At 59.0% G+C, this 20449-nt stretch carries 16 protein-coding genes; 6 read left to right on the top strand and 10 right to left on the bottom strand.

What is annotated here, in order from left to right:
- Positions 1–23 precede the first annotated feature (23 nt).
- The 3 genes from MOP44_RS24125 to MOP44_RS24115 all read right to left on the bottom strand — a co-directional run bounded on the left by MOP44_RS24125 (position 24) and on the right by MOP44_RS24115 (position 4645).
- Positions 24–3029: an arabinofuranosidase catalytic domain-containing protein gene (locus MOP44_RS24125; protein WP_260792966.1), complete on the bottom strand. Its 3006-nt coding sequence runs from the start codon at positions 3027–3029 to the stop codon at positions 24–26.
- Between the two features lie 367 nt (positions 3030–3396).
- Positions 3397–4176, bottom strand: a complete 780-nt coding sequence (locus MOP44_RS24120; protein WP_260792965.1) for a DUF4383 domain-containing protein — start codon at positions 4174–4176, stop codon at positions 3397–3399.
- A 43-nt stretch (positions 4177–4219) separates the two neighbouring features.
- Positions 4220–4645: a hypothetical protein gene (locus MOP44_RS24115; protein ID WP_260792964.1), complete on the bottom strand. Its 426-nt coding sequence runs from the start codon at positions 4643–4645 to the stop codon at positions 4220–4222.
- A gap of 189 nt (positions 4646–4834) precedes the next feature.
- On the opposite strand from MOP44_RS24115, the gene MOP44_RS24110 reads away from it, so the two are divergent.
- Both MOP44_RS24110 and MOP44_RS24105 read left to right on the top strand, forming a co-directional pair.
- Positions 4835–5539, top strand: coding sequence for a response regulator transcription factor (locus MOP44_RS24110; RefSeq protein WP_260792963.1), 705 nt, complete (start codon positions 4835–4837; stop codon positions 5537–5539).
- Complete coding sequence (locus MOP44_RS24105; RefSeq protein WP_260792962.1) at positions 5532–6917, top strand: ATP-binding protein; 1386 nt, start codon at positions 5532–5534, stop codon at positions 6915–6917. Before MOP44_RS24110 ends, MOP44_RS24105 begins: the two co-directional genes overlap by 8 nt.
- Positions 6918–7175: 258 nt before the next feature.
- Here MOP44_RS24105 and MOP44_RS24100 read toward each other — a convergent pair whose 3' ends face one another.
- The 4 genes from MOP44_RS24100 to MOP44_RS24085 form a co-directional block, all read right to left on the bottom strand.
- Positions 7176–9863, bottom strand: coding sequence for an ABC transporter permease (locus MOP44_RS24100; RefSeq protein ID WP_260792961.1), 2688 nt, complete (start codon positions 9861–9863; stop codon positions 7176–7178).
- Between the two features lie 8 nt (positions 9864–9871).
- Positions 9872–10198 carry a PadR family transcriptional regulator gene (locus MOP44_RS24095; protein WP_260792960.1) on the bottom strand — a complete coding sequence of 109 codons (327 nt, stop codon included), beginning with the start codon at positions 10196–10198 and terminating at the stop codon, positions 9872–9874.
- A 398-nt stretch (positions 10199–10596) separates the two neighbouring features.
- Entirely contained in the window at positions 10597–12057 is a 1461-nt protein-coding gene (locus MOP44_RS24090) for a tetratricopeptide repeat protein (protein WP_260792959.1), read from the bottom strand.
- Between the two features lie 895 nt (positions 12058–12952).
- Entirely contained in the window at positions 12953–13501 is a 549-nt protein-coding gene (locus tag MOP44_RS24085; protein WP_260792958.1) for a glutathione peroxidase, read from the bottom strand.
- Between the two features lie 165 nt (positions 13502–13666).
- On the opposite strand from MOP44_RS24085, the gene MOP44_RS24080 reads away from it, so the two are divergent.
- Positions 13667–14173, top strand: a complete 507-nt coding sequence (locus MOP44_RS24080; RefSeq protein ID WP_260792957.1) for a PilZ domain-containing protein — start codon at positions 13667–13669, stop codon at positions 14171–14173.
- On the opposite strand, the gene feoB is transcribed toward MOP44_RS24080, so the two are convergent.
- Entirely contained in the window at positions 14170–16089 is a 1920-nt protein-coding gene (gene feoB, locus MOP44_RS24075) for a ferrous iron transporter B (protein ID WP_260792956.1), read from the bottom strand. The genes MOP44_RS24080 and feoB overlap by 4 nt on opposite strands.
- Positions 16086–16361, bottom strand: a complete 276-nt coding sequence (locus MOP44_RS24070) for a FeoA family protein (protein WP_260792955.1) — start codon at positions 16359–16361, stop codon at positions 16086–16088. The genes feoB and MOP44_RS24070 overlap by 4 nt, the downstream gene beginning before the upstream one ends.
- A 299-nt stretch (positions 16362–16660) precedes the next feature.
- Between MOP44_RS24070 and MOP44_RS24065 the strand changes: the two genes are divergently transcribed.
- Together MOP44_RS24065 and MOP44_RS24060 are read left to right on the top strand one after the other, a co-directional pair.
- Positions 16661–16957 carry a hypothetical protein gene (locus MOP44_RS24065; RefSeq protein WP_260792954.1) on the top strand — a complete coding sequence of 99 codons (297 nt, stop codon included), beginning with the start codon at positions 16661–16663 and terminating at the stop codon, positions 16955–16957.
- Positions 16954–17163, top strand: coding sequence for a hypothetical protein (locus tag MOP44_RS24060; protein ID WP_260792953.1), 210 nt, complete (start codon positions 16954–16956; stop codon positions 17161–17163). The genes MOP44_RS24065 and MOP44_RS24060 overlap by 4 nt, the downstream gene beginning before the upstream one ends.
- Before the next feature lie 1728 nt (positions 17164–18891).
- Here the strand turns inward: MOP44_RS24060 and MOP44_RS24055 are convergent.
- Positions 18892–19770 carry a hypothetical protein gene (locus tag MOP44_RS24055; protein ID WP_260792952.1) on the bottom strand — a complete coding sequence of 293 codons (879 nt, stop codon included), beginning with the start codon at positions 19768–19770 and terminating at the stop codon, positions 18892–18894.
- 138 nt (positions 19771–19908) lie between these two features.
- On the opposite strand from MOP44_RS24055, the gene MOP44_RS24050 reads away from it, so the two are divergent.
- The gene (locus MOP44_RS24050) at positions 19909–20178 is read left to right on the top strand and encodes a hypothetical protein (RefSeq protein WP_260792951.1); all 270 of its coding nucleotides are present in this window, start codon (positions 19909–19911) and stop codon (positions 20176–20178) included.
- Positions 20179–20449 lie beyond the last annotated feature (271 nt).

Raw genomic sequence — 20449 nt, 5'->3', positions numbered from 1 at the left:
GACGCAGCTTCAGAAGCGGCTATTCACTGCGCTTTGCCGGCACCGCTATTCGGCGCGCCAGGCGTCGCCGACTGCACCGTGAAATCAGCGCAGTTACTGTCCGTGTCCGCTCCGTCAGGAAAACGGCTCGCACTGGGATTGGTGATGCCCGCCGGAATCTTCGATCCGCCCGTCCCCACAGGCGATGGAACGTAGCAACCGCCCTGGTGCGCGCCCGAAGTAGCTTGGTAACCCTCCGATGCCCATGGATCGACGAGCCCGCCGTAGTTGAGGCTGTCGACCACCAGGCCAGCGCCATCGCGCAGCACCATGTTGCCTTCATTGATCGGAGTGACGCGGCCGAACCGCACATACGTCGCGCTCAACTCCGGCCCACCGAACCACTGATTGGGCTCCGGGCTGCCCTGATATCCCGCCGTCTTCACCTGCGCATCGCGAACTGCTGTGTCGATCGCATGATTCTTTGCCACAGGCTGATCGAGCTCAATGCCGGTGCCAAGCGGCCGCACAGGTTCGTTGCTGGAATGCGCAAACGCAGTCGCTGGCTTGAACGTGATTCCCGTCCCTCGCGCGCTGAACGGAAGATTCGCGGCATGGCTGAACTTCAACGGCGCTGCGAGCTCCAGACCGCTGCCCGGCTCCACCACCCCCTCGTCTTTCGCATGGGCCTGCTCCAGCGCAGGAGAAAACTCGATGCCGGTTCCGTTCGGTCCGCGGCTGCCGACAGAGCCAATCGTGACCGTTTGATGGTTTGCGGGAGTGCCGATGGTGATGGTGTCGCCCGTAGCAAAATCGCTCACGTTCCGCACCTTGATGTTGGTTGCGCCCGCGCTGGCATTCGCCGCCAGATTAGTATGTTTCGCTTGGGTACCGACGCGAGTCACCGACACAGTCTCAATCCCGTGGCCCTTACTGTCGATATCGAGCCTGATCTTGTCGCCTACGGAGATGTCCGCAACAGACGTCACCTTGATACTGGTCGAGCCCGCAGGCGCATCTGCGGCCAGGTAGGCCTGGGTGCCCGGCTTGCCGACAGCCGTCACTGTGGCCACCTCGTAGTGCTCCACTCCTCTGGCTACTGCGGGATACGTGGCGCCGTAGCCAATCGCGATCTTCTGCCCAACCTCAAAGCCCTTCGTGCTCATCACCGGCACATTGGTTGAACCTGCTGGAATCGTGATCACCGGGCCATCGGGCAAGGGCTGCCACACCGTCGTGGCGGTGCCGGCTTCTGTTCCCACACTCTTGACCTTGTGCGTCTCCTGTTCTGCGCCAATCCCCAGGTCGATGGTATCGCCGGCTGAAATCCCCTTCGTGTTCCGTACATAAATCGTGGAATCACCCGGCCGCGCAGCCACTGCCAGCCCGGAGTTCGCAAGCCCGAGAAGGTAGGAGCTGTGAGCCGCCAGTTGCGTTCCCGCGGGTATCTTGATCGCGGAGAAGATGGCCTGCTGCGCGACGTGCTCGGTCAGAGTCCAGTTGGAGAGGTCGACACTTTTGTCGCCCGCGTTATAGAGCTCGATGAACGAGTCCGTAGGATTCGCTGACCCCGACGCAATCCGAAATTCGTTGATCTTCACCGCGCTCGCGCTCCGGACCTTGGCGGCAATCTTCTCGGTTTGCTTCGTACCGCCGGTCGAATCTGTCCACGCAGCCTCGCCGAGCAAGTCGCCGTTGTAGTTCGCAGCCCCTGATGTAACTTTGAACGTCGCGCTCACGCTTCCACCCGGCGCAATCGGATCGGGAAACGTCTTTACTGTTTCCGCGGTACCCTCAACCACCGCGTTCCACTGCTTCGGCGTCGTAAGGCCGAGTTTCAGACCAGTCGCCGGCGCATCGGTCGTATTGGTGAAGGTTACCGTGACATTCTGCGTCGCCCCCGGCGTGAACGTCAGTAGTCCCGAGGGCTTCGCAACATTGGAAGCCGGCGCGATCATCAGACGCGGCACATCATAGTGAGCAGCTACTACATTCGCCTGCACGGCCTGATCCGTCGCATCGGTCGGAAAAGTGCCTGCGGCCGTCATCGCGCCTTCGTAGAACGTGCCCTGCGATCCATTGCTGTTGTCGCCGCCGTTGCCCAGGAGAATTGCGCCCTGCTTTCGCATCGGGTCATACGTAGCATCCACGCGGCCGCCGTTGAACATCACTCGCAGCTCACCCTTGTGCGCATCGCCGCCCATCGATGTCCAGTGGTGCGGCTCGCCCTTGGCCATTGCGGTCACAAAACGCCACGTCACAGTGGGCAGGTCTTTGCAAAGCTTCGTCCGGTCTTCGTTGACGCAGCCAACCAGGTTGTTTTCCTGGTCCGTCATCACCCACGGCCCTGGAGGCTGCCCGTGAAACCAGGGCAGGGCATTACCGTAGTAGGTCGTTTCCATGGTGCCGTTGTCGTCATCGCGGCTGTCGATCTCCGCGTTGCCATAGTCGAAGCAGCAGCCGTCGTTGAAGTGCAGCCCGTTGATCACCCAGTACTGGCCCTCTGCCTGGTCGTCGACAGCCGTCCCCTTCGGGTCGTCCTGCCGCAGGCCCATGCCCGGGGCAATGAACACGCCATAAGCCTTGTGGCCCATGATGGTGATCGGCGCCATGTCGGCGAGGGGAAGATTGTTGAACCCGCCCAGGGCCGGCCCGCTGAATCCGCCGCGCGGCGCCTGCGTCAAGTCATTGTGCTTGGGCGACTGGTCATACACCTTCGTGATCCAGCAGTAGGTATGAGCACAGAACGCATCCTGTGCGGCCGCATTGGCATATCCGCCGCCATCCGGGTGCGCCCCCGCGACGGGTTCCACCACGCCGATATCGAGCGTCTTGCCGTCGGACTGGCGCAGCACTTGGTAAAGCGGTCCCTTGTAGGACGCATACAGCGCTCGCGTGGTGCTGTGCGCCGCAACGCACGGATCGCCGGCAGCCACGTAGATGTCGCACGGCCCCTTCGGCCGCGGCGGAGCGCCCTTTGACGACTGCTGTGAACTCATCCATGCCGTGCCAACCAGAGCCAATGCGAACGCGATCACGAAACGATTCATGCTGATCCCACCTGTCTGCCAATGTGCCTCTGAGCGAGGGAGTGGTAGTTTACGAGCAAGCGTTTACTCGGCAATTCCCACTGTCAACGAAGTATAAAGGCGAGATCAGCATTCTTCGACCGGCAATCGTTTACTCAGGCCTTCCAGCCCGCACTTATCCCGTTTGGCCTCGGACATCTACCCCGAATCCAAATGCAGCACTATCGTTCGAGCACCTTCTTCAGTCCGTTCTGATCGCGCTGCACAAATCAGGCCGTCGGAGTCGAACTGCGCGTCCGACATGTTCGGCCCGCGAAAGAGAATTAGCTGGCCCAAACCGGAGTTGCTCGGCTGTCAGCAGAGTCGCTGAGCCGAGGAAGATCGCCAATCATGCGGGTTTTTCCTGATACCGCCGCTCTCGGCCCGAAATCAACCCAAAGCCAAAAAAGACGCCGCCGAGTGCCAAATGGAAAATATGATCCCCAGTGTGCAGCAACATTGGTCCCGCCTGCCATGCCTTCCCGGCGGCGGAATCGCCAAGGCTTAATCCGAGTACTGCCAGCGTCAGATAGAAGAACCCTGACCCGATGCAGTACAGTTTCGCCGCTTTCAGAGAGAGGAAACTCGCTCCTACTGCCAGCGCTCCCCAAACCATGTGCATCATGTTGTGATAGCGATCGCTGTGCAGGCGGCTTGCCACAACCACCACACCCATCAGCACAAAGATGGCGCCGAAGAATCGAAGCACCATCTTCGGGCTATCGGTTCCGTGTTCTCTCTGTCGATAGTTCACCACCGTCGCAACCAGCCCCGCCACGTCCGCAAGCAGCAGCGAGAGGATCTGTGCCAGCATGCCCAGAAAGATTCCGGGAGCGAAGTGTCCAATGCTCCCGGGGTGCGTGAGATGCTGCATGTTTCTCGGCAGCCGTGCGAACCACCCTGTCGTGACAAGAAGCGCAATCAGCGAACCCATCAGCGGAGTCCACCACCATCGCGCGGCAAACGCCACAATGGCTGCCACAGCGATAAAGAACACCGGCCCTGGTGGGAACTTCGGATACGAAGCATCGCCCGACACCCACTGCACCCAGATCGCAAGCGCACACCCGATCAGGCCCGCGATGGTCAACTTGGTTGGAAGAGTCAGGTTGGATAAATTTATTTTCATGTCGTCAGTTCTCCAGAACTCGTCGAAGTCGTCAGCTCCACCGTCAGCGCCGCCCCACAGATCCTGAATTGCTCGTCGCCGACCGCGCTGTTTCGGTCCTGGCGGACTGACGCCGCTCGATTACCTCTGAAAATGTATCGGTGCCAGGGAAGTGAACCTCGCTCAAAACGCGTCCGCCCGAGGAGTTGCGGAAGATAAGATTCCCGCGCTTTTCCGTTTCGCTTCGCCGCTCAGGACGCACGTTAAAGATCTCCGCATGCCCCGTCTTCAAGTTGACGACGGACAGTACGTACTGACTCGATGTGAGACTGAATTGGTAGGTGCCCGGCGCAATGCTCTGCGTGCCCATGGCGAACTGGAACGGAACCGTCACAGTGACGGCATCGTTCTGGGCCTGCATGCTGGGTGAGATTGCCGCACCGGCGATCGCAATCGCGAACATCGATTTTGCGAAAAATGACCGTGTCATGAGTTCTCCTCCTGTGGGCCATTGCGCTGTGCCTCTTGCTCGCGGCAATCGATGCATCGGCCACATTTCGATTCCAGCAGCGGTTGGAGGAGCGTGCGATATAGCTTGGTGAAGAAAAGTAAAGTTAGGTAAAGTCCGCCCCGCTGAGTTACCGGATGAACTACGATCCGGGTTAGAGGCGTTTAGGAAATGGACCGGGTTCTCCTCGTCGACGATGACGTTCAACTGGGCAAACTGCTTGCTGAACGGCTGGCAACCGAGGGCTACACCATCGACACGGTGCACGACGGAGTACGCGGCCTTGAACGCGCCCTCTCCAAGGAATACGAGCTCGTGGTCCTCGATCTCATGTTGCCCGGCATGAGTGGCCTTGACGTGTTGCGGCAGCTGCGCAAAACCTCGCCCATCCCCGTCCTGATCCTCACCGCGCGCGGTGAAGACTCAGATCGCATCCAGGGCTTGGAAATGGGTGCGGACGACTACGTGCCCAAGCCGTTCAATCCCCGCGAACTCATCGCCCGTATTCGCGCTATCCTGCGCCGCACCGCCCGAGCCGAAGCCCCTTCCGGACCCTTGGCTGTCGGCGATCTGCGCATCGATCCTGCGCTGCGCGAAGCCTGGCTGGCGGACTCTCCGCTGAACCTCACCAGCGCGGAATTCACCTTGCTCGACGTATTCATGCGCGAACCGGGCCGCGTTCATTCACGCGAACGGCTCACCGAATCCGTCTTAGGCCGGAAGCTCGGCCCCTTCGATCGCGTCATTGATGTCCACGTGAGCAATCTGCGCAGAAAACTGGGCGTACCGCAAGACGGCCAACGGATCAAGGCCGTTCGGGGCAGTGGCTACCTGTTTGCGCCGCGATCCCACCCAAAGGACGCCGATCATGCGTAGCCTCTTTCTAAAAATATTTCTGGCGTTTTGGGTAACTGTCATTGCCACCGGCACTGCGCTCTTACTCACATTCATCCTTGAGCCGCGAAGCGTCCCTTCGCGATGGCACACCACTCTGAGCGACACGGCCCGCTACACAGGAACGGTCGCAGTCGAGACAGCCGAACGGAATGGCATCGGCTCTGCATCAGCCTATCTCGATCGAATTGCGCAGCAGACGCACCTGGCTTCCTGCCTCTTCGACTCCGCGGGAAAAGTCCTGGCCGGAACCCGCTGTGACGATTTTCGTGACATGGTGTCCCGCGTGACCGTCTCCCGCGATTCCGACTTCAGCATGAAGTACGGCATCGCGCGAGCGGCGTCGATGATCTCGGGCCCAAGCGGCAGCCGCTACATCTTCGCAACGGAGCTTCCCGCCGGTCCTCGCGCAGCGGTCGGAATGAATCGCAATGCCATCCTTCTGCAGTGGGGCGTTGCTCTGCTCGTCTCGGGATTGATCTGCTCTCTACTCACTCGTTACCTGACCACTCCCATTCTGCGGCTCCAGGAAATGTCGCAGAGGCTCACCTCTGGCGATCTCAGCGTGCGCGCCGGCCCCGAGCTCTCCGAGCGCCGCGACGAATTCGGAGAGCTCGTTCGCGGTTTCAATACCATGGCTTCCCGTATCGAAGAACTGATCTCACGCCAGCGGCAGCTTACTTCCGATGTCTCGCACGAGTTGCGATCGCCCCTGGCGCGCTTGAATGTCGCTCTCGATCTGGGTCGCCAGCGCAAAGGCGACGATCCAGCCTTTGATCAGATGGAGGCCGACATCACGCTCCTCGATGAGATGGTCGGCCGCCTGCTCACCATCGCAAAACTCGACATCGGAGCGCCGCAGGAGCCAATGGCCGAAGTCGATCTAACGGATCTTCTGTCGCAGATTGTCCGCGACGCCGAATTCGAGTCGCGGCAATCCAACCGAGCCATCAGCTTCACGTCCACCGGGCAATGCCTGGTGTGGGGCAGCGCGGAGTTGCTCCGCAGCGCCATCGAGAATGTCATCCGCAACGCGATTCGTTATACCGACGCCGGAACCACCGTCGAAGTTCGCCTGCAGTGCGAGACTCTGTCAGGCAAGCCCAGCATTCGCCTCAGCGTGCGCGACTTCGGCCCCGGCGTTCCAGCCTCTGAGCTCAGCAACATCTTTCAGCCGTTCTATCGAGTCGCCACAGCCCGCGATCGGCAGTCAGGCGGCACGGGCTTAGGTCTGGCCATCGCTGACCGCGTCGTTCGCATGCACGGTGGAACCATCCATGCAGAACTCGCCACGCCTCGCGGCTTGAGAATAGAAATCCTTCTCCCTCAGTCCTCCGGGCCGAACGCGACAGCATCTTGAAACTCCGGATTGACAGAACTCATTCGCACCGAAGTGCTTCAACAGGTTCAACCCGCATTGCGCACCGAGCCGGGATGCACGACGCCAGAAATGCCACCGATACGAGCAGCACCGAAATAACGAAGAACATCGATGCGCGCGATGCCGCACAGAACACCGCGAACGGAGATATGAAGATCTCACTTAGGTGTCGGGGAGTACTTTGGCGATTACGCATGAATTAACACTTTCATCGGCTGAGCAGCTTCCTCCGCCTGCTTACTCAGAGCGGAGGGAGTCGATCGGATTCACATTGGCCGCGCGCATGGAAGGAACGACACTGGCCAGCAGCGTAACTGCCGTCAGGAGCAATGCAGCGGCGGCCAGAGTAGCGGGATCGCGAGGCTTCAATCCGAAGAGGAGCGAGCCGGCGGCGCTGGCTGCTGCGAGGGATATGCACGCACCCAGCGCCAAGCCAACAACCAGAACCCATGCAGCCTTTCTGAGAATCAAAGCCGTGATGCTTGCGCGTTGCGCGCCGAGAGCCATGCGAATGCCAATCTCCGTCGTCCGTTCCGCCACCGTATAAGACATCACGCCATACAGCCCCGTCATGGTGAGCAGCACAGCCAGCGCGCCGAAGAATCCTGAGAGCGTTGCCAGCAGACTCTCGGCCTGCAGTGAGCCTTGAATCTGATCTTGCAGCCCATCGAACTGGAAGCTTATCGCTGAGCTCACGTTCTGCAACGTATGGCGGATCGCCTGCTCCTCCGTATTTAGCGGCAGCCTGGATTGGACCAGGACCTGCATGTCAGTCCCCGTATCGCTATCCTGCGCGATGGCCAGATAGGCAATCGGTTCGGCGGGTCGGCGGAGATTGTGGTATTTCGTATCCCCTACCAGCCCGACGATCTCGTTTAGCTGTGCAGGGTGTGACGGAGTTGCCTCACGCCAGAAGCGCGCTCCAATCGGATTTGCGCCCAGCCCGAGCTTCCTGGCGAAAGCTTCGTTCACGATGGCCACTCGAGGAGATTGGCTTGAATCGTGATCATTGAAATCGCGCCCGGCGACGATAGGAATGCGTAACGTGTTGAAATAGTCCGGACTGATGCTGCTGAAATTCGAGTCTTGCCGTTGGGGTGAGTCACGGCCGTCAATCCACACTGCGTTGTCCCATCCCGCGCCCCCCAGCGGCACGATGCTGGTGTTGGCTGCCTTATCCACGCCGCTTGTGGATCGGATTCGATCCAGCAACTCACGCTGAAATGCGGCTCGCCGATCAATGGGTATCTGCAAACGCGCGAAATCCAACCACGTAATCAGCACACCTTTGGCTTGGAAGCCCGGATCCTCGGTCATCAGTTTGCGCAGGCTCTGAGTGAACAAGAGCGCGCTGAATAGCAGGACAAGGGAGAGAGCCACCTGCGACGCGACCAGCACTCCGCGAAAGCCTAGCCGCCCCCGGCTTGCAGTCATGCCGTGGCTTCCCGCTTTCATAACCGCTCCCGGAGGTGTACGCGAAGCCCGCAGTGCCGCGCCCAACCCGAAGAGCAGACACGTAAGGAATGAGATTGCGAGCAGAAAGGCAAAGAGGCGCCAGTCCAGCCTGAAGTCGAGAGAAATTTTCAGATATGCCAATAGCCCGCGACTCAACGCTTGAGCCAGGGCTGCACCGGCCAAAGCTCCGGCGATTGACAGCAGCAAGCTCTCGCCTAGGACCAGCCGGATCAGCCGCCATCGGCTCGCGCCTATGGCCAGCCGCACCGCCATATCCCGTTCGCGCGCGGTGGTCCGGGCCAGCATCAGGCTGGCGAGGTTGGCGCACGTGATCAGCAGCACCACGCCTGCAATAGCCAACAAGAACCGCAGGGGATTGGAGTACGTGGTGCGCAGCATGGAAACGCCAGCCGCCGAAGGCTCAGCGGTGAGCTTCATCGCGAGATAGTCTTTTATGCTTTCCGATGGATAGTCTGCCCGTATCGTAGATGCGAAGATGCTCGACGAGATGGTCCCCAGATGCGCTGCCACTTGCTGAACCGACGACGCGTGATCGAGCCTTCCAATGATGGAAAGCCACCACTGGGTGCTCGCGTTCAGAACATTCTTCGCTTCAAGATAGGGTTGCGAGCAGATGGGCACCGCCACCTTGAAGTCGTTTCCCACGGCAACACCGAAGAAGTTCGCCGGCGTAACGCCGATGATCTCTACGGATTTGTCGTTGAGTTTCAGCTTTTGACCGAGCGCCGGGCGGCCGCCAAACTCCTGCTGCCAGAAACCATAGCTGATTACCGCACCCGGCAATCCGCACCCCGGCTGGTCGTCCGCCGCTGTGAAGACCCGCCCCGCAATGGGCCTGACCCCGAGCACGTCGAAGAACCCGCCGCTTACATAGAGGCCATCTACAAAACGGGAATCACCGCCCGAATCACGAGAAAAACCGGTATCCCGCCACGCCGCGATTCCGGAGAGCCCCTGGTGGTCTTCGCGCAGCTTTTCCCATATGGGATTAGTTACCGCTGGATAGCCGGTGGTACGGTTTCCGCGCGCTTCATCCGAATTGACGACGCGCACTTGCACTAATTCCCGCGGATTCTTCACTGGCAGCGATTGCAGCAATACCGCGTCGATCAACTGAAAGATAGCAGTGTTGGCGCCAATGCCTAACGCTAGCGTAGCGACCACAACGAGGGAGAATCCTGGGCTTTTGATAAAGACCCGCGCGGCGCTCCGCACATCCTGCCAGAGACTCACGAGGCCTAGTGAGGCATCTTCCGCGGAGACACGCTCCCGCATGACTCTGGGATTGCCGAAGCGCCGTCGCGCATCGCGTTCCGCATCTTCGCGGCTCATGCCCTGGGCCACGTTGTCGTCGACGCACATGGCCATGTGTTCCCGCAACTCCGCATCGATTTCGTCCTCGATGCGTGCGCGGCTGCCCAGCGATAGGATCCGTCGGAAGAGTGCCATCGTTCACCTCATGCAAAACGCAGAACTGCATCGACGCCTTTAACGACCTGCGCCCAGTTCTTTTCGCGGCTGGCTAGTTGTTCCCGGCCCGCACGAGTCAATCCGTACCACTTGGCTTTGCGCCCATAATCGGTCATGGCCCAGCTGGCGCGTACCCAGCCGTTTTGCTCCATTCGGTGTAGTGCGGGGTAGAGCGAGCCCTCCTCTACAATGAGGAGCTCATCACTGACGCGCCGAATGTGCATCAGGATGCCGTAGCCGTGCATGGACCCAAGTTGCGAGAGAGTCTTGAGAATCAGGAGATCGAGCGCGCCCTGCAGGTCATTCTTTGCCATAAGCCTCTGTCTTACCCTAGACAGCAAGGGTAAGACAGAGGCTAGCGCCAGCCTACCCTAGATGTCAAGGGGAGAGCGAGCAGCATTCGAGCCACTCCCACGCTGACCTGCTTATTAGCAAGCTCCAAAAACGCGAAGGTGCGGGAATCCGGAATCATGAGTTCAGGCGAGAGCTCATCGAAACCTCGCCTATCCGGATGAGTCGGCGAACTGTGACCGCCGGCACACGCATAGAAATCCCCCCGCATACCCTTTCGGCGAGGAAGCAGAGGTGCCCCCTCCCGAAACCGCACGGGCGCAGGCTAAACCGATCATCGAGGTACCTCTAGTCGGCGCGAGGCGGCCCATTCGCCCGGCATTCCAGATTTGGCTCCTTGAGCGCTTTCGCGATGTTGCGTTCAGTGAGAGCGCTGAGCCCCCTGCAGTGCTCCTCGCCGACCGGGAGCATTTACCAGGGCAAGCTGAAATGCCTCGGTTGCCGAGTTGATATCTCCTTGCTCTCGTAGCAGGTATCCGAGTTGTTCGCGCGCGGGGATGATGGGCCCCGGCGTGAGCGGTAACTTCTCAATCCCATCCTCGTCATCGGCGGCTTTGCGCATCAATTCTGCAGCTTCCTTGGGCTTGTTCGCGGCCTGCGCCGACCAGGCCATATCTTCGAGTTTCATAATGCCGACCTGACTCGCCCAGTAGGTGTTTCCGGAGGCGCGGAGCCGCTCTTCTATCTGGCGCAGAGTCCCGGTTTCCTTTTCGGCTTCCGGGATGCGCTTATTGCGGGCGAATCCGAGACCGCGAGCCCACACCGAGATCGCGAGCACTTGTGGCGGGGCGGAATCTGCGGGATCGGTGATTTTCTCGGCGTCGCTCCATTGATGGCGTTCGACTATGTACCGGACCGGCATGGCCGTCGCAGCGTACCCGACCTTGAACGAGGCAGGGTTGAGATTCTGCATTCGATTGAGATCCTCAATAACGCGGAGGGCATCCTGGTCGCGTCCGCTCTGCAGGTAGGCGTAGACCAGGTAATCCATGGCATGCAATTGCTCGCCGGTATCACCCTGCAGTTGTGCGGCGCTCCTGGCGGCGAGGTTCGATGCGATTGAATCGTCCCACAGACCCAGTCTTGTGAAGATATGCGAAGGCATGTGGAGGGCATGCGGGGCCGAGGGGGCAATCGTCGCATACGCTCTGGCAGCGGGCAGACCCCTGGCGGCGAGTTCCTGATTATCGCAGGCATGAATGAGATAGTGGGCGATTCCAGGGTGATTCGGATATTGGCGGTAAAGCGGTTCAAGCAGATCGGCGGCCTGCTTCTGCCTTCGATGTTCCTTGTCGGAAGGGGATGCGTTGGAGATCAGAGCGAGCGCGTAAAACACCTGGATCTCGACATCGCCGGGATTTGCTGCTGCAAGCTCACGCATGGCGGCTTCGTATTGCAACGCGCGCGCGCTGAACGGGAGGTTCTCAGGATTGTTGAACACTAGGCTCAGCGCATGAATGGCGCCACGCTCGCGCGGAGAAGCTTCTTCCAGCATCGCAGCCTGCTTGAGTTCCTCCTGCGCGGTGGATGTATCAGAGGGCGAAGGCGGCAGGTCCCAAAGCTGGTGAAAATGAGTCATCGCCATGCCCCAATAGGCCATAGCGCACTGGGGATCCTGTTTCGACACGGTTCGAAACGCGCTTTCGGCCGACGGGTAGGCGAAGGAGTGCAAGAGGGCGACCGCGCGATTGAATTCCGTTTGCATGCGCGATTGACAAGAGGTGGGAAAGGAGACGGCTCCCAGCTTTTCGGGCGCGGGGTGGTTATGCTCCTGGGCGCTTCCAAGGGCCGGAACCAGGAATAACAGAATGAGAAATCGCATCGTCTCCCTTTCCTCGATTCCCGATTCTACGATGAAGGATCCCCTCCTTCTTCAATGACGACAACAATCAATATGGAGTAACCGGCGCCCGTGCGCTCATCAGACCTCGACGGAAGATCGCCTCTCCACTAGCGCCGATAGACTGTGACGGCCGGCACAGGAACCAGAGTTCAGCTTGGGCCATAATCTCTCTCCTGCCCCTCCGCGGCGGCAAGGGAGAGTTATGCCCATTCGCCTGAGATCAACCCAAATCGTATCGGCGAGCGAGCAGCGGGCGCCCCACCCCCCTCCCGAACGGCAAGGGCGGCTTATGCAGACAGGTGCCGTCCGGAGGCGACCCCTCCCCCCACCCCCTCCAAACAAGGAAGAAAGTGGCGAGACTCAAACCGGAATCGATTGCGGAGAACAATGGCGCCCAGGCACCCTCCCCCTTCCAGCGGATCGGCAGAGATCACGACACTGGACCGGGCCACTCCAAAATGGAATCGGCGCACCGCTCCGGCAAGTACCCCCACCCCCCCCCGGCATCGAGAGGCGGTTCACCGCCAGGTTGGAGAACCTGCGCCATCGACATGCAAGGCACCCCCCCACCCCCCTCCCCATTACGGCGGCCGGGAGTTCCGACCAGGATCCGATCACTCCAGAATGGATCAGCCCTGGAGGTCAGCAGGCACCACCCCCCACCCCCCCGGGGCGGTTCTGCAAGGGAGAAGACAGCCCCGGGAACCCCACCCCCCGGCCCGGGAGGTGAATCCGCGCACGTCAAAGGGGGTAGGGACATACCCCACCCCTCCCCCTCGTGAGAGGTGAATCGGGCATGGCAAAGGGGCACGGGATCTGCCCCCCCCCCCCGTACCCCTTATGTATTATCAGTAACTTAGCGCAATTGCAGACTTTACCGGTCCAATTCCGCCTCAATCGCCTCAACAAGTTTCGGATCATCCGGCTTGGTATCGGGAGCAAACCGGGCCACCACGTTGCCGCTCCGGTCGAGCAGGAACTTCTCAAAGTTCCAAAGCACCTCCGGCGCTGGGTTCGGATTGATCCCATACTTCCGCAGATTGTCGGCGAACGGCACATCGCCTGTAGCTGTCGCCTCCGGCTTCGCCGCAATTAGCGCCGCATACAGTGGATGCTTCTCCGGCCCCACCACCGGGATCTTCTCGAATAGCGGAAAATCCACGCCGTAGTTGAGCGAGCAGAACGACTGAATCTCATCCGCCGTCCCCGGCTCCTGCCCGGCGAAGTCGTTGGAAGGGAACCCGGCGATCACGAACCCGCGATCCTTGTACTTCCTGTAAAGCGCCTCGAGCCCCTCATACTGCGGCGTCAGTCCGCATTTCGAAGCCACGTTGACGATGAGAACCACCTTGCCGTTAAACTGCGCGAGCGACGAGTCCGCGCCCCCCAGCGTGCGTACAGGAATGTCGTATACGGAAGCCATCTTCGATCCTTTCCAGATTCACTCCCATCATAAAAGGCCAGCTTCCTCAGTCGTCTCCAATTACCGACGAAACAAGCGCCGCGAAGATTCTCATCGACTTGCCGAAATGTAAGGCATGGACCGGGTCTCGCGAGGTCCTGCGCGGGCACGCGAAACGAGGAGACCGTGGCTGATTCGGAACGGAAAGCGGAGGCGCAAGATCAAGGCGATGACAACCGCCGTCACCCGCGGCTGTCATGCACCGGCATCGCACGCATCCGCGTCCTGCCGGAAGGCACCAACCAAACGGGCAGCCTGGTGAATCTGAGCAAGCGCGGCTGCCTCTTTGTTGCTGACAAACTTCTCTCTGGCCAGTCGGGATCAGCCATCGAAATTCACCTCAAGGTGAAGGGAATTGACCTGCGGCTGCCCGGCATCGTCCGGCGCATCGACAAGGGACATCGCGCGGGAATCGAGTTCGTAGAATTATCGGCGCGCAAATGCGAGCAGATCGACCTGCTAATCAGCGAATTATTTGAATTGGACAAGCAGAAGCAGGTCGCCCACGCGCCAACGCCGCCGCCTCCGACGCGCGGAAGTGAGAGTCGAAGTCTGGTGGAGAACATCCAGAGAGAGCAGCAGAATATCGATGCTCCGGTGTTCAACAAGCTGCTGCGCTTCTATCGAGGCTAGAGATTAAGCGCCGTCACGACGTGATTCACTACGAACGCTGAGACGTACGCCAGAACCAGCATGTAGCTGAATTGCAGTGCGGGCCACTTCCAGCTATTCGTTTCGCGTCGAACCACGGCCATCGTCGAGGTGCACTGCATCGCGAATGCGAAGAAGATCATCAGCGCCAGCGCCCCGCCCAGCGTCATGTCGTGGTGCAGCGCAGTCTGAAGGTTCAGCGCCTGGGTTCCGGGATCGGCTCCGTAAAGTGTGCCCATGGTACTCACCATTACTTCACGGGCCAGGACGCTGGAGATGAGGCCGATGCCGATCTTCCAGTTGAAACCGAGCGGCGCGATGACCGGCTCAATGAAGTGTCCAAGTCGCCCGACGAGGCTTTCGGCGAGCTCGGGGATCGTCCAGCCCTGGGCCGTATGAATGATGGGAAGGTGAGCCAGAACCCACAGAGCCATGGTGACGGCGAGGATGACCGTTCCCGCCTGGCGCAGGAAAATGCGAGCGCGGTCGAGCAGCCGCAGCGCAAGCGATCGCAGTGTGGGCCGGCGGTATTGGGGAAGTTCAAGGATGAACGGCGTCTCGCTCGATTTGAGAATAGAGCTCTTGAGCAGGTGCGCTGTCGTCATAGCCGCTACGAATCCTGCGAGATACAGGCCCAGCATCGTCATCGCGCGCAGCCCAAGGAATCCGTGCAGGTATGAGCGATTTGGAACGAAGGCCGCAATCAAGAGCATGTAGACCGGCAGACGCGCCGAGCACGTCATGAACGGGGTCACCAGGATGGTGGCGATGCGGTCGCGACGATTCTCGATGGTGCGGGTGGCCATGATGGCTGGTACCGCGCAGGCGTAAGCCGAGAGCAGGGGAATGAATGCCTTACCGTTCAGCCCGACGGTGCGCATCACGCGATCGGCGATGAGCGCGGCGCGAGCCAGATAGCCGGAATCTTCCAAGACTCCGATGAAGAGGAACAGCAGAAGGATCTGCGGCAGGAACACGAGGACAGATGAGATACCCTTCCATACGCCGTCAAGAAGCAGCGACTGCAACCAGGTGAGGGGGATGAGGGGGCGAACCCAAGTCCCGATATCGCCAAGTAGATCACCGAATCCATCCGAAAGAGGCTGCCCGATTGAGAACACCACTTCGAACACGCCGATGACGACGACGAGGAAGAGCAGCGGTCCCCAAATGCGGTGCAGCAGAATGTTGTCGAGCTTGCGGCTGCTCTCGGCGGACAGGGGGGCCTTGTAATCGGTTTTGCGGCTGACCTGAGCCGCCCATTTGTGCGTGCTGGCGGCGTTCCCGAGGACAGGCAGCGTCAGCAGTTGGTCCGCCTTTTGCGCGGTACGCGGCAGGGCGCACTGGTTCAGGAAGAGGGGTACGGCATCGAGGCCTGTGCCGTGGGTGGCACTGATCTGTGCGACCGGTGCTCCCAATTCACGTGCCAATTTGAGGGTGTCGATAGAGCCGCCGCGCGACTCCATTAAGTCGCTCATGTTGAGGAGGACCAGAGTGGGCAGTCCCAGCGAAAGGACGGGGGCCGCAAGCATCAGCTGCCGAGTCAGGTGCAGGGAATCGAGAACCAGCAGAACCGCGTCGGGCTTGGGGGTTCCGGGCATCTTGCCCTTGAGGACGTCGACAGCGACGCGGGCGTCTTCGGAGTACGGAGTTAATGAGTAGACGCCAGGAAGATCGACGAGCGTGAGATCATCACGACCAACGCCGGCCATGAGTCCCATGCGCTGCTCGACGGTCACGCCGGGATAATTTGCCACCTTCTGGCGGAGTCCGGTAAGGCGATTGAAGAGGGTGGATTTTCCGGCGTTGGGGGGGCCAATCAGAACGACTGTCCGCAACTGACCGGGGGCCGACGTCTTCGGAGCTTCGAAGGCCGGCGTTTCACAGCATGGATTCATCGACCGGCCTCGAGGAGTTCGCGCTCTTCATCTTGCAGGTCGAGGGCGGCGTTGCGGACATGGATGGAATCGGCTGTCTCGCGACGGAGGGCAATCTCCATTCCGTCAATACCGTAGACAGTGGGGTCGCCGGCTGGAGCGCGGCGCAGCGCGGTAACACTGGCGTCAGGAACAAAGCCCATATGCATGAGGTGGTTCTGCACAGATTCGGGCAGGTCAAGGGCGACCACCATCGCAGTTTCACCAACACTCAATTCGCTTAGCACGCTCACCCGCCGGACTCCGCAGCGCCGCCGAAAGGGCAGCACCTTCGAACTGCGACCAATCAGGTCGGATTTAAGTATACGACCGATTCGGTCTGAGTTGCAAACCACAAATCCGAACATCACTGACCTCCGGAAAAGGGAGGGGGTGGGGTGCCGGCGCCTTCTTCTCCCCTAGCGGATCCCTCACGGTTCTTATCGAATCGTTGAGTCCTTTGTAGCAGCGTCGGAGCTTCCAGGATGTGACCCAAATCACGCGATTTGCAGCGAATTTTTCATCGCTGTCCGGGAGCGGAAGTGGTACAAGAATGGGCATGAATGCAGAGGCATTTCTCAGGACACTAGGGGGCCAGGCACCACCCGCAGGACTGCCGGCAACGCTGGAGGCGTTGTGGTGGGACGCCAAGGGCGACTGGGCCAGGGCTCATGGGCTGGTGGACGAGCTGGAGACTCCCGATGGGATGGCGGTTCATGCTTATCTGCACCGGAAGGAGGGTGCGGACTGGAACGCCGAGTACTGGTACAAGCGGTCGGGGAAGGACTTCTACCGGCCTGCGCTTGAGTCTGAATGGAACGCGCTTGTCGAGGGACTGACGGCCGAGTGACGGCATTGTTTGTGCGTGCTTGCCAGCCCGTGTGGCTGCTGCTGGATGGACTATTCACGCTGCTGCTCGGCCTTCTGATCTGGCGGCACTGGCCGAGCAGCGCGATGTGGATCATAGGAGTGTTTGTCGGTTTCAATCTGCTGATGAACGGGATGACGCGCCTGATGCTGACGCTGGCGATTCGTCGGGCGCTAAAGGCGGCTTGAGCGATTTGGTAGCGAGGGAAATCTGTTTACTCGGATGTAACATTTCTCAGCGATTCGCCTTTTCATCGCCTTGGAAATATATGAATTTTTGAATCGGCCTTAATCTGTTTAGATTTGTAAGTTACGCGAATAGAGTGCTTCAAAAAGCGAAGATACGGAGAAGTAAAAACAGGGGGAGGGGTAGCTAATTTTCTAGTAAACTCAGTCCCTTATTCGTCACTCCCCGGCAGTACGTCTTTGGTTGCGGGCGGAGCCCAGGCACACCACGACTCACGTGAGAAGGGTAGGCGAATTTGAGGGCTGAGTCTGTGATGGTGGTCACGGGTGAGGGCCGACCGAATCCCGGATGCGAGTGTGAGGGCAGGTTCGAGTAACTCCTGCCTGACAGGAGGTACCTCAATCGGAACTGCCGAGTTACTGTGTGAGTGCGTAGGCGATTTTGCGCTTGTTGAGATAGCTGGTGGTATCTCTCAGCGATTCCAGAAATAGCCGAGTATTGGAAAGTGCCGGAGCTATTTCTTTCGCGCGTAAGCAATGCTGATGTGACTGGGTGTTTTGGGGAGCAACATCTTCGTAAAATGATTTCCAGGCGGAGAGCTTCTATTGACTTGGATCTGCGCAGTTTCGAGCATAACCGGAGGGTGTGCGCTGTATTCGGACGTACAGGTTACCTTCTCCGACGGCAAGACGAAGGACCTCGTTCAGAAAGCATTTCCTCTGACAAACTCAATCGCGGCTGGGTTCGCGGGATCTGTGCGAATTGGATTCAGTCTCGTAGAGAGCTTGGCAAGCTTTCTGAAATTTCCTCCGGAGGTCGACCCAGACCTTGTAGGATGGGATCCCGGCTGGGTTTCCGAGAATTGGGCTCCTCTCGCTAGATCCGTGTTCCAGAATGCCGATCGCTCTGAACAGCGCCTCGGCGCACGGATTCTCATGGTCGCCGCTTCGCCAACCGAGAATGTTGGACTAGGGGCTAAGTTTTACTTCACGCGGTTCTCTGAGCCAGACTTTAGACCGGGGATAATGACCAAGCCGATTAAGCTTTGCAGCATCGGTAGCGGGGCACGTGTCTCAGAGTACCATCGGAGCCTTAAACCACTTTTCAAGTGGAGCGTGCACGCTTCGATCCTTCAGGCGAACGTGGCTGGACCGCACGGTTGGGCACAGAATCTTAGTTTCAGAATCTCGCAGCGTTTGGCTAATCATCCGCACGCCGGAATCAGCAGACATATGCACGCCATCGTAATGGGGCGCCGATCAATCGTCTTGGGCAACAACGACGAGAGCATCTATCGAGGGGACGCCCCCCCAATCGAAATCCGGATGCCTCCGGTCGCGAAAACCTACGGGCAGTTCAAAGCGATGGCTGCGGCGGGCGGTGATGAACCAGCCGGGGCAGTCTGCTGAGGCTCCCCAGAATCTACGCGAGCCGGATCTCAATGGTGCCAACAGCCCAACGCACGTTTTCAGCACACTTGGCGACTGAAAACGCGATTTGGCGGCCATGCGTAAATTGACACGCATCCCCGGCGACATACCCGTTTTTCATTACCGATGGCGATCAATTCAGGCTTATTTACGGCCGTTGAGGTCGAGGCCTCCACGGTCCCTAAGCGCGAGGGACCGTGGGCACCCCTCCTGGGTGGGCAATTTCGCATGGCGAGTCCATGGGCACCTGCCAAAGGATAATAAAGACGCACAAGGGCAGCTATGAACGCGCTGCGTCCTCTACTGCGATAGAGCGCTTCGCAACGGTCGCGGGATATAAACATCACTCGCTTTGAGCGCGTAATCAACCAAAAAATCTATAAATGAACTAAACCGCTCTTCCGTTACGTGATCGTAAGTAACGCTCCAGTGCGACACAAATGGTTGGCCTGTCATGCTCCACAGAACGCCGGGTCCAGCTTTCATGAATTCGGCGTACTTGACAGGGTCTATGCCAATCGTCATTGCATTGATTTTGCTGGCGCATTGGTCAAGAAACGCATGAAGATCTGCCAAATACCTTCTCAACCCAAAATCTCCGGACACGTTTGGCTGTGCTGGAGCATCAATGAAGGGCAAATATTGGTCAGACGGATTTTCCATCTTGTGAAGTGCAATCTTTAGGTCCGTCATTGCCTGAGCCTTGTCACCTTCTGCAAATTTTGTGCGTGCGCTAACTAACAACGATCGCACTTCAGCATTTGGAACAAGATCCAGCAAGGAAATATCGCGGTATTCTGTCCCGCAATACATCTTTAGAACGTTTTCGAAGAAGCCCCTAACCCGTGGCGTTAGGTTCTTGACCTCGTGCGAATTGGGTATAGCGCCGCTATGCTTCAAAGCGACTCTCAATCGATTGAGTTTATCAAGTGGAATTTTGTCGGGTGGAGTAGCATAGTCTGGCGGTTTGATCTCTGTCCAGAAATCCAAAAAATCTCTTTTCTTTGCGGGCGTGATTTTCAAGTGATCCAACACAGTGAGCATAAGCAATTCCGCCGCATCATGGATCAACAGCAAAGAAATGGAATAGCTCATCTCATTGCTATCAGTCTGCATTGTGATCGCCTTCTCAAGTACGTATTTGGCGTACATCACCTTGCGATGAATATCTGGCAACATTGAACCGCTCTCCCGAGCAGAATTTGAAGGCATCGTTGATTGCTTTTAAGGGTATACCCCAGGCTCCATACGGTCTAATAATCCGATAGGTTCAAGTCTTAACTGTTGACATCAGGCCTTACCGCTCATTGAGGCGCCATGACCGGATGGGCATCGGCGGACGGGCATGAGTCATGCGACGGGTTGCAGGAAGGCCAGACGGCACCCAAAATACGGAATAACCAGGGGACTTCGACGCGGCCCTACGGGACGCGTGAGGTGTATGGCGCACTGACCCAGGACAAGTCCTCGCGCTGCTCGGACCTGGCCTGGGCTATTGTCGTTGCGCACCTACGGCGCGCGGCGCTGAGCGGCACGGATAAATCCGTGCTCTTTCAAAGCTCGGCTCTTATGTGTTGTCAGGCTTGAGAAGAAAGCGCGCGGTTCTTCGGAATGACACGGGTCTGAGCGGGAGAGCGTGGGACACGCCGAAGAGGGAACTGCCGGGTTCGTGGTCTCCCACCCTTGAATCGATGAAGCCGATTCAAGGATGGGGCACCCGGCAAGCAGAACGTCGACCGCCGAGTCGGAAACGATTCTGCATTCGCTTAAATCGCCTGCGCTTGGCCTGGACTGTTCATGTTACTCCCGGCGAGTTCGCCAAAGACAACCGCGGATCCCTCGACTTCGCTCGGGATGA

Source organism: Occallatibacter riparius (assembly GCF_025264625.1).
Taxonomy (GTDB): Bacteria; Acidobacteriota; Terriglobia; order Terriglobales; family Acidobacteriaceae; genus Telmatobacter; species Telmatobacter riparius.
The sequence above is the reverse complement of the archived record's forward strand: the minus strand, read 5'-3'. Positions and strand labels throughout refer to the sequence as shown.

What these genes read in the sequence shown, in the direction of transcription:
- MOP44_RS24115 (WP_260792964.1), bottom strand. Translation starts at nt 4,645, where the DNA reads ATGACACGGTCATTTTTCGCAAAATCGATGTTCGCGATTGCGATCGCC.
- MOP44_RS24085 (WP_260792958.1), bottom strand. Translation starts at nt 13,501, where the DNA reads ATGGCTTCCGTATACGACATTCCTGTACGCACGCTGGGGGGCGCGGAC.
- MOP44_RS24110 (WP_260792963.1), top strand. Translation starts at nt 4,835, where the DNA reads ATGGACCGGGTTCTCCTCGTCGACGATGACGTTCAACTGGGCAAACTG.
- MOP44_RS24055 (WP_260792952.1), bottom strand. Translation starts at nt 19,770, where the DNA reads ATGTTGCCAGATATTCATCGCAAGGTGATGTACGCCAAATACGTACTT.
- MOP44_RS24100 (WP_260792961.1), bottom strand. Translation starts at nt 9,863, where the DNA reads ATGGCACTCTTCCGACGGATCCTATCGCTGGGCAGCCGCGCACGCATC.
- feoB (WP_260792956.1), bottom strand. Translation starts at nt 16,089, where the DNA reads ATGAATCCATGCTGTGAAACGCCGGCCTTCGAAGCTCCGAAGACGTCG.
- MOP44_RS24050 (WP_260792951.1), top strand. Translation starts at nt 19,909, where the DNA reads ATGACCGGATGGGCATCGGCGGACGGGCATGAGTCATGCGACGGGTTG.
- MOP44_RS24105 (WP_260792962.1), top strand. Translation starts at nt 5,532, where the DNA reads ATGCGTAGCCTCTTTCTAAAAATATTTCTGGCGTTTTGGGTAACTGTC.
- MOP44_RS24125 (WP_260792966.1), bottom strand. Translation starts at nt 3,029, where the DNA reads ATGAATCGTTTCGTGATCGCGTTCGCATTGGCTCTGGTTGGCACGGCA.
- MOP44_RS24065 (WP_260792954.1), top strand. Translation starts at nt 16,661, where the DNA reads ATGGGCATGAATGCAGAGGCATTTCTCAGGACACTAGGGGGCCAGGCA.
- MOP44_RS24095 (WP_260792960.1), bottom strand. Translation starts at nt 10,198, where the DNA reads ATGGCAAAGAATGACCTGCAGGGCGCGCTCGATCTCCTGATTCTCAAG.
- MOP44_RS24120 (WP_260792965.1), bottom strand. Translation starts at nt 4,176, where the DNA reads ATGAAAATAAATTTATCCAACCTGACTCTTCCAACCAAGTTGACCATC.
- MOP44_RS24090 (WP_260792959.1), bottom strand. Translation starts at nt 12,057, where the DNA reads ATGCGATTTCTCATTCTGTTATTCCTGGTTCCGGCCCTTGGAAGCGCC.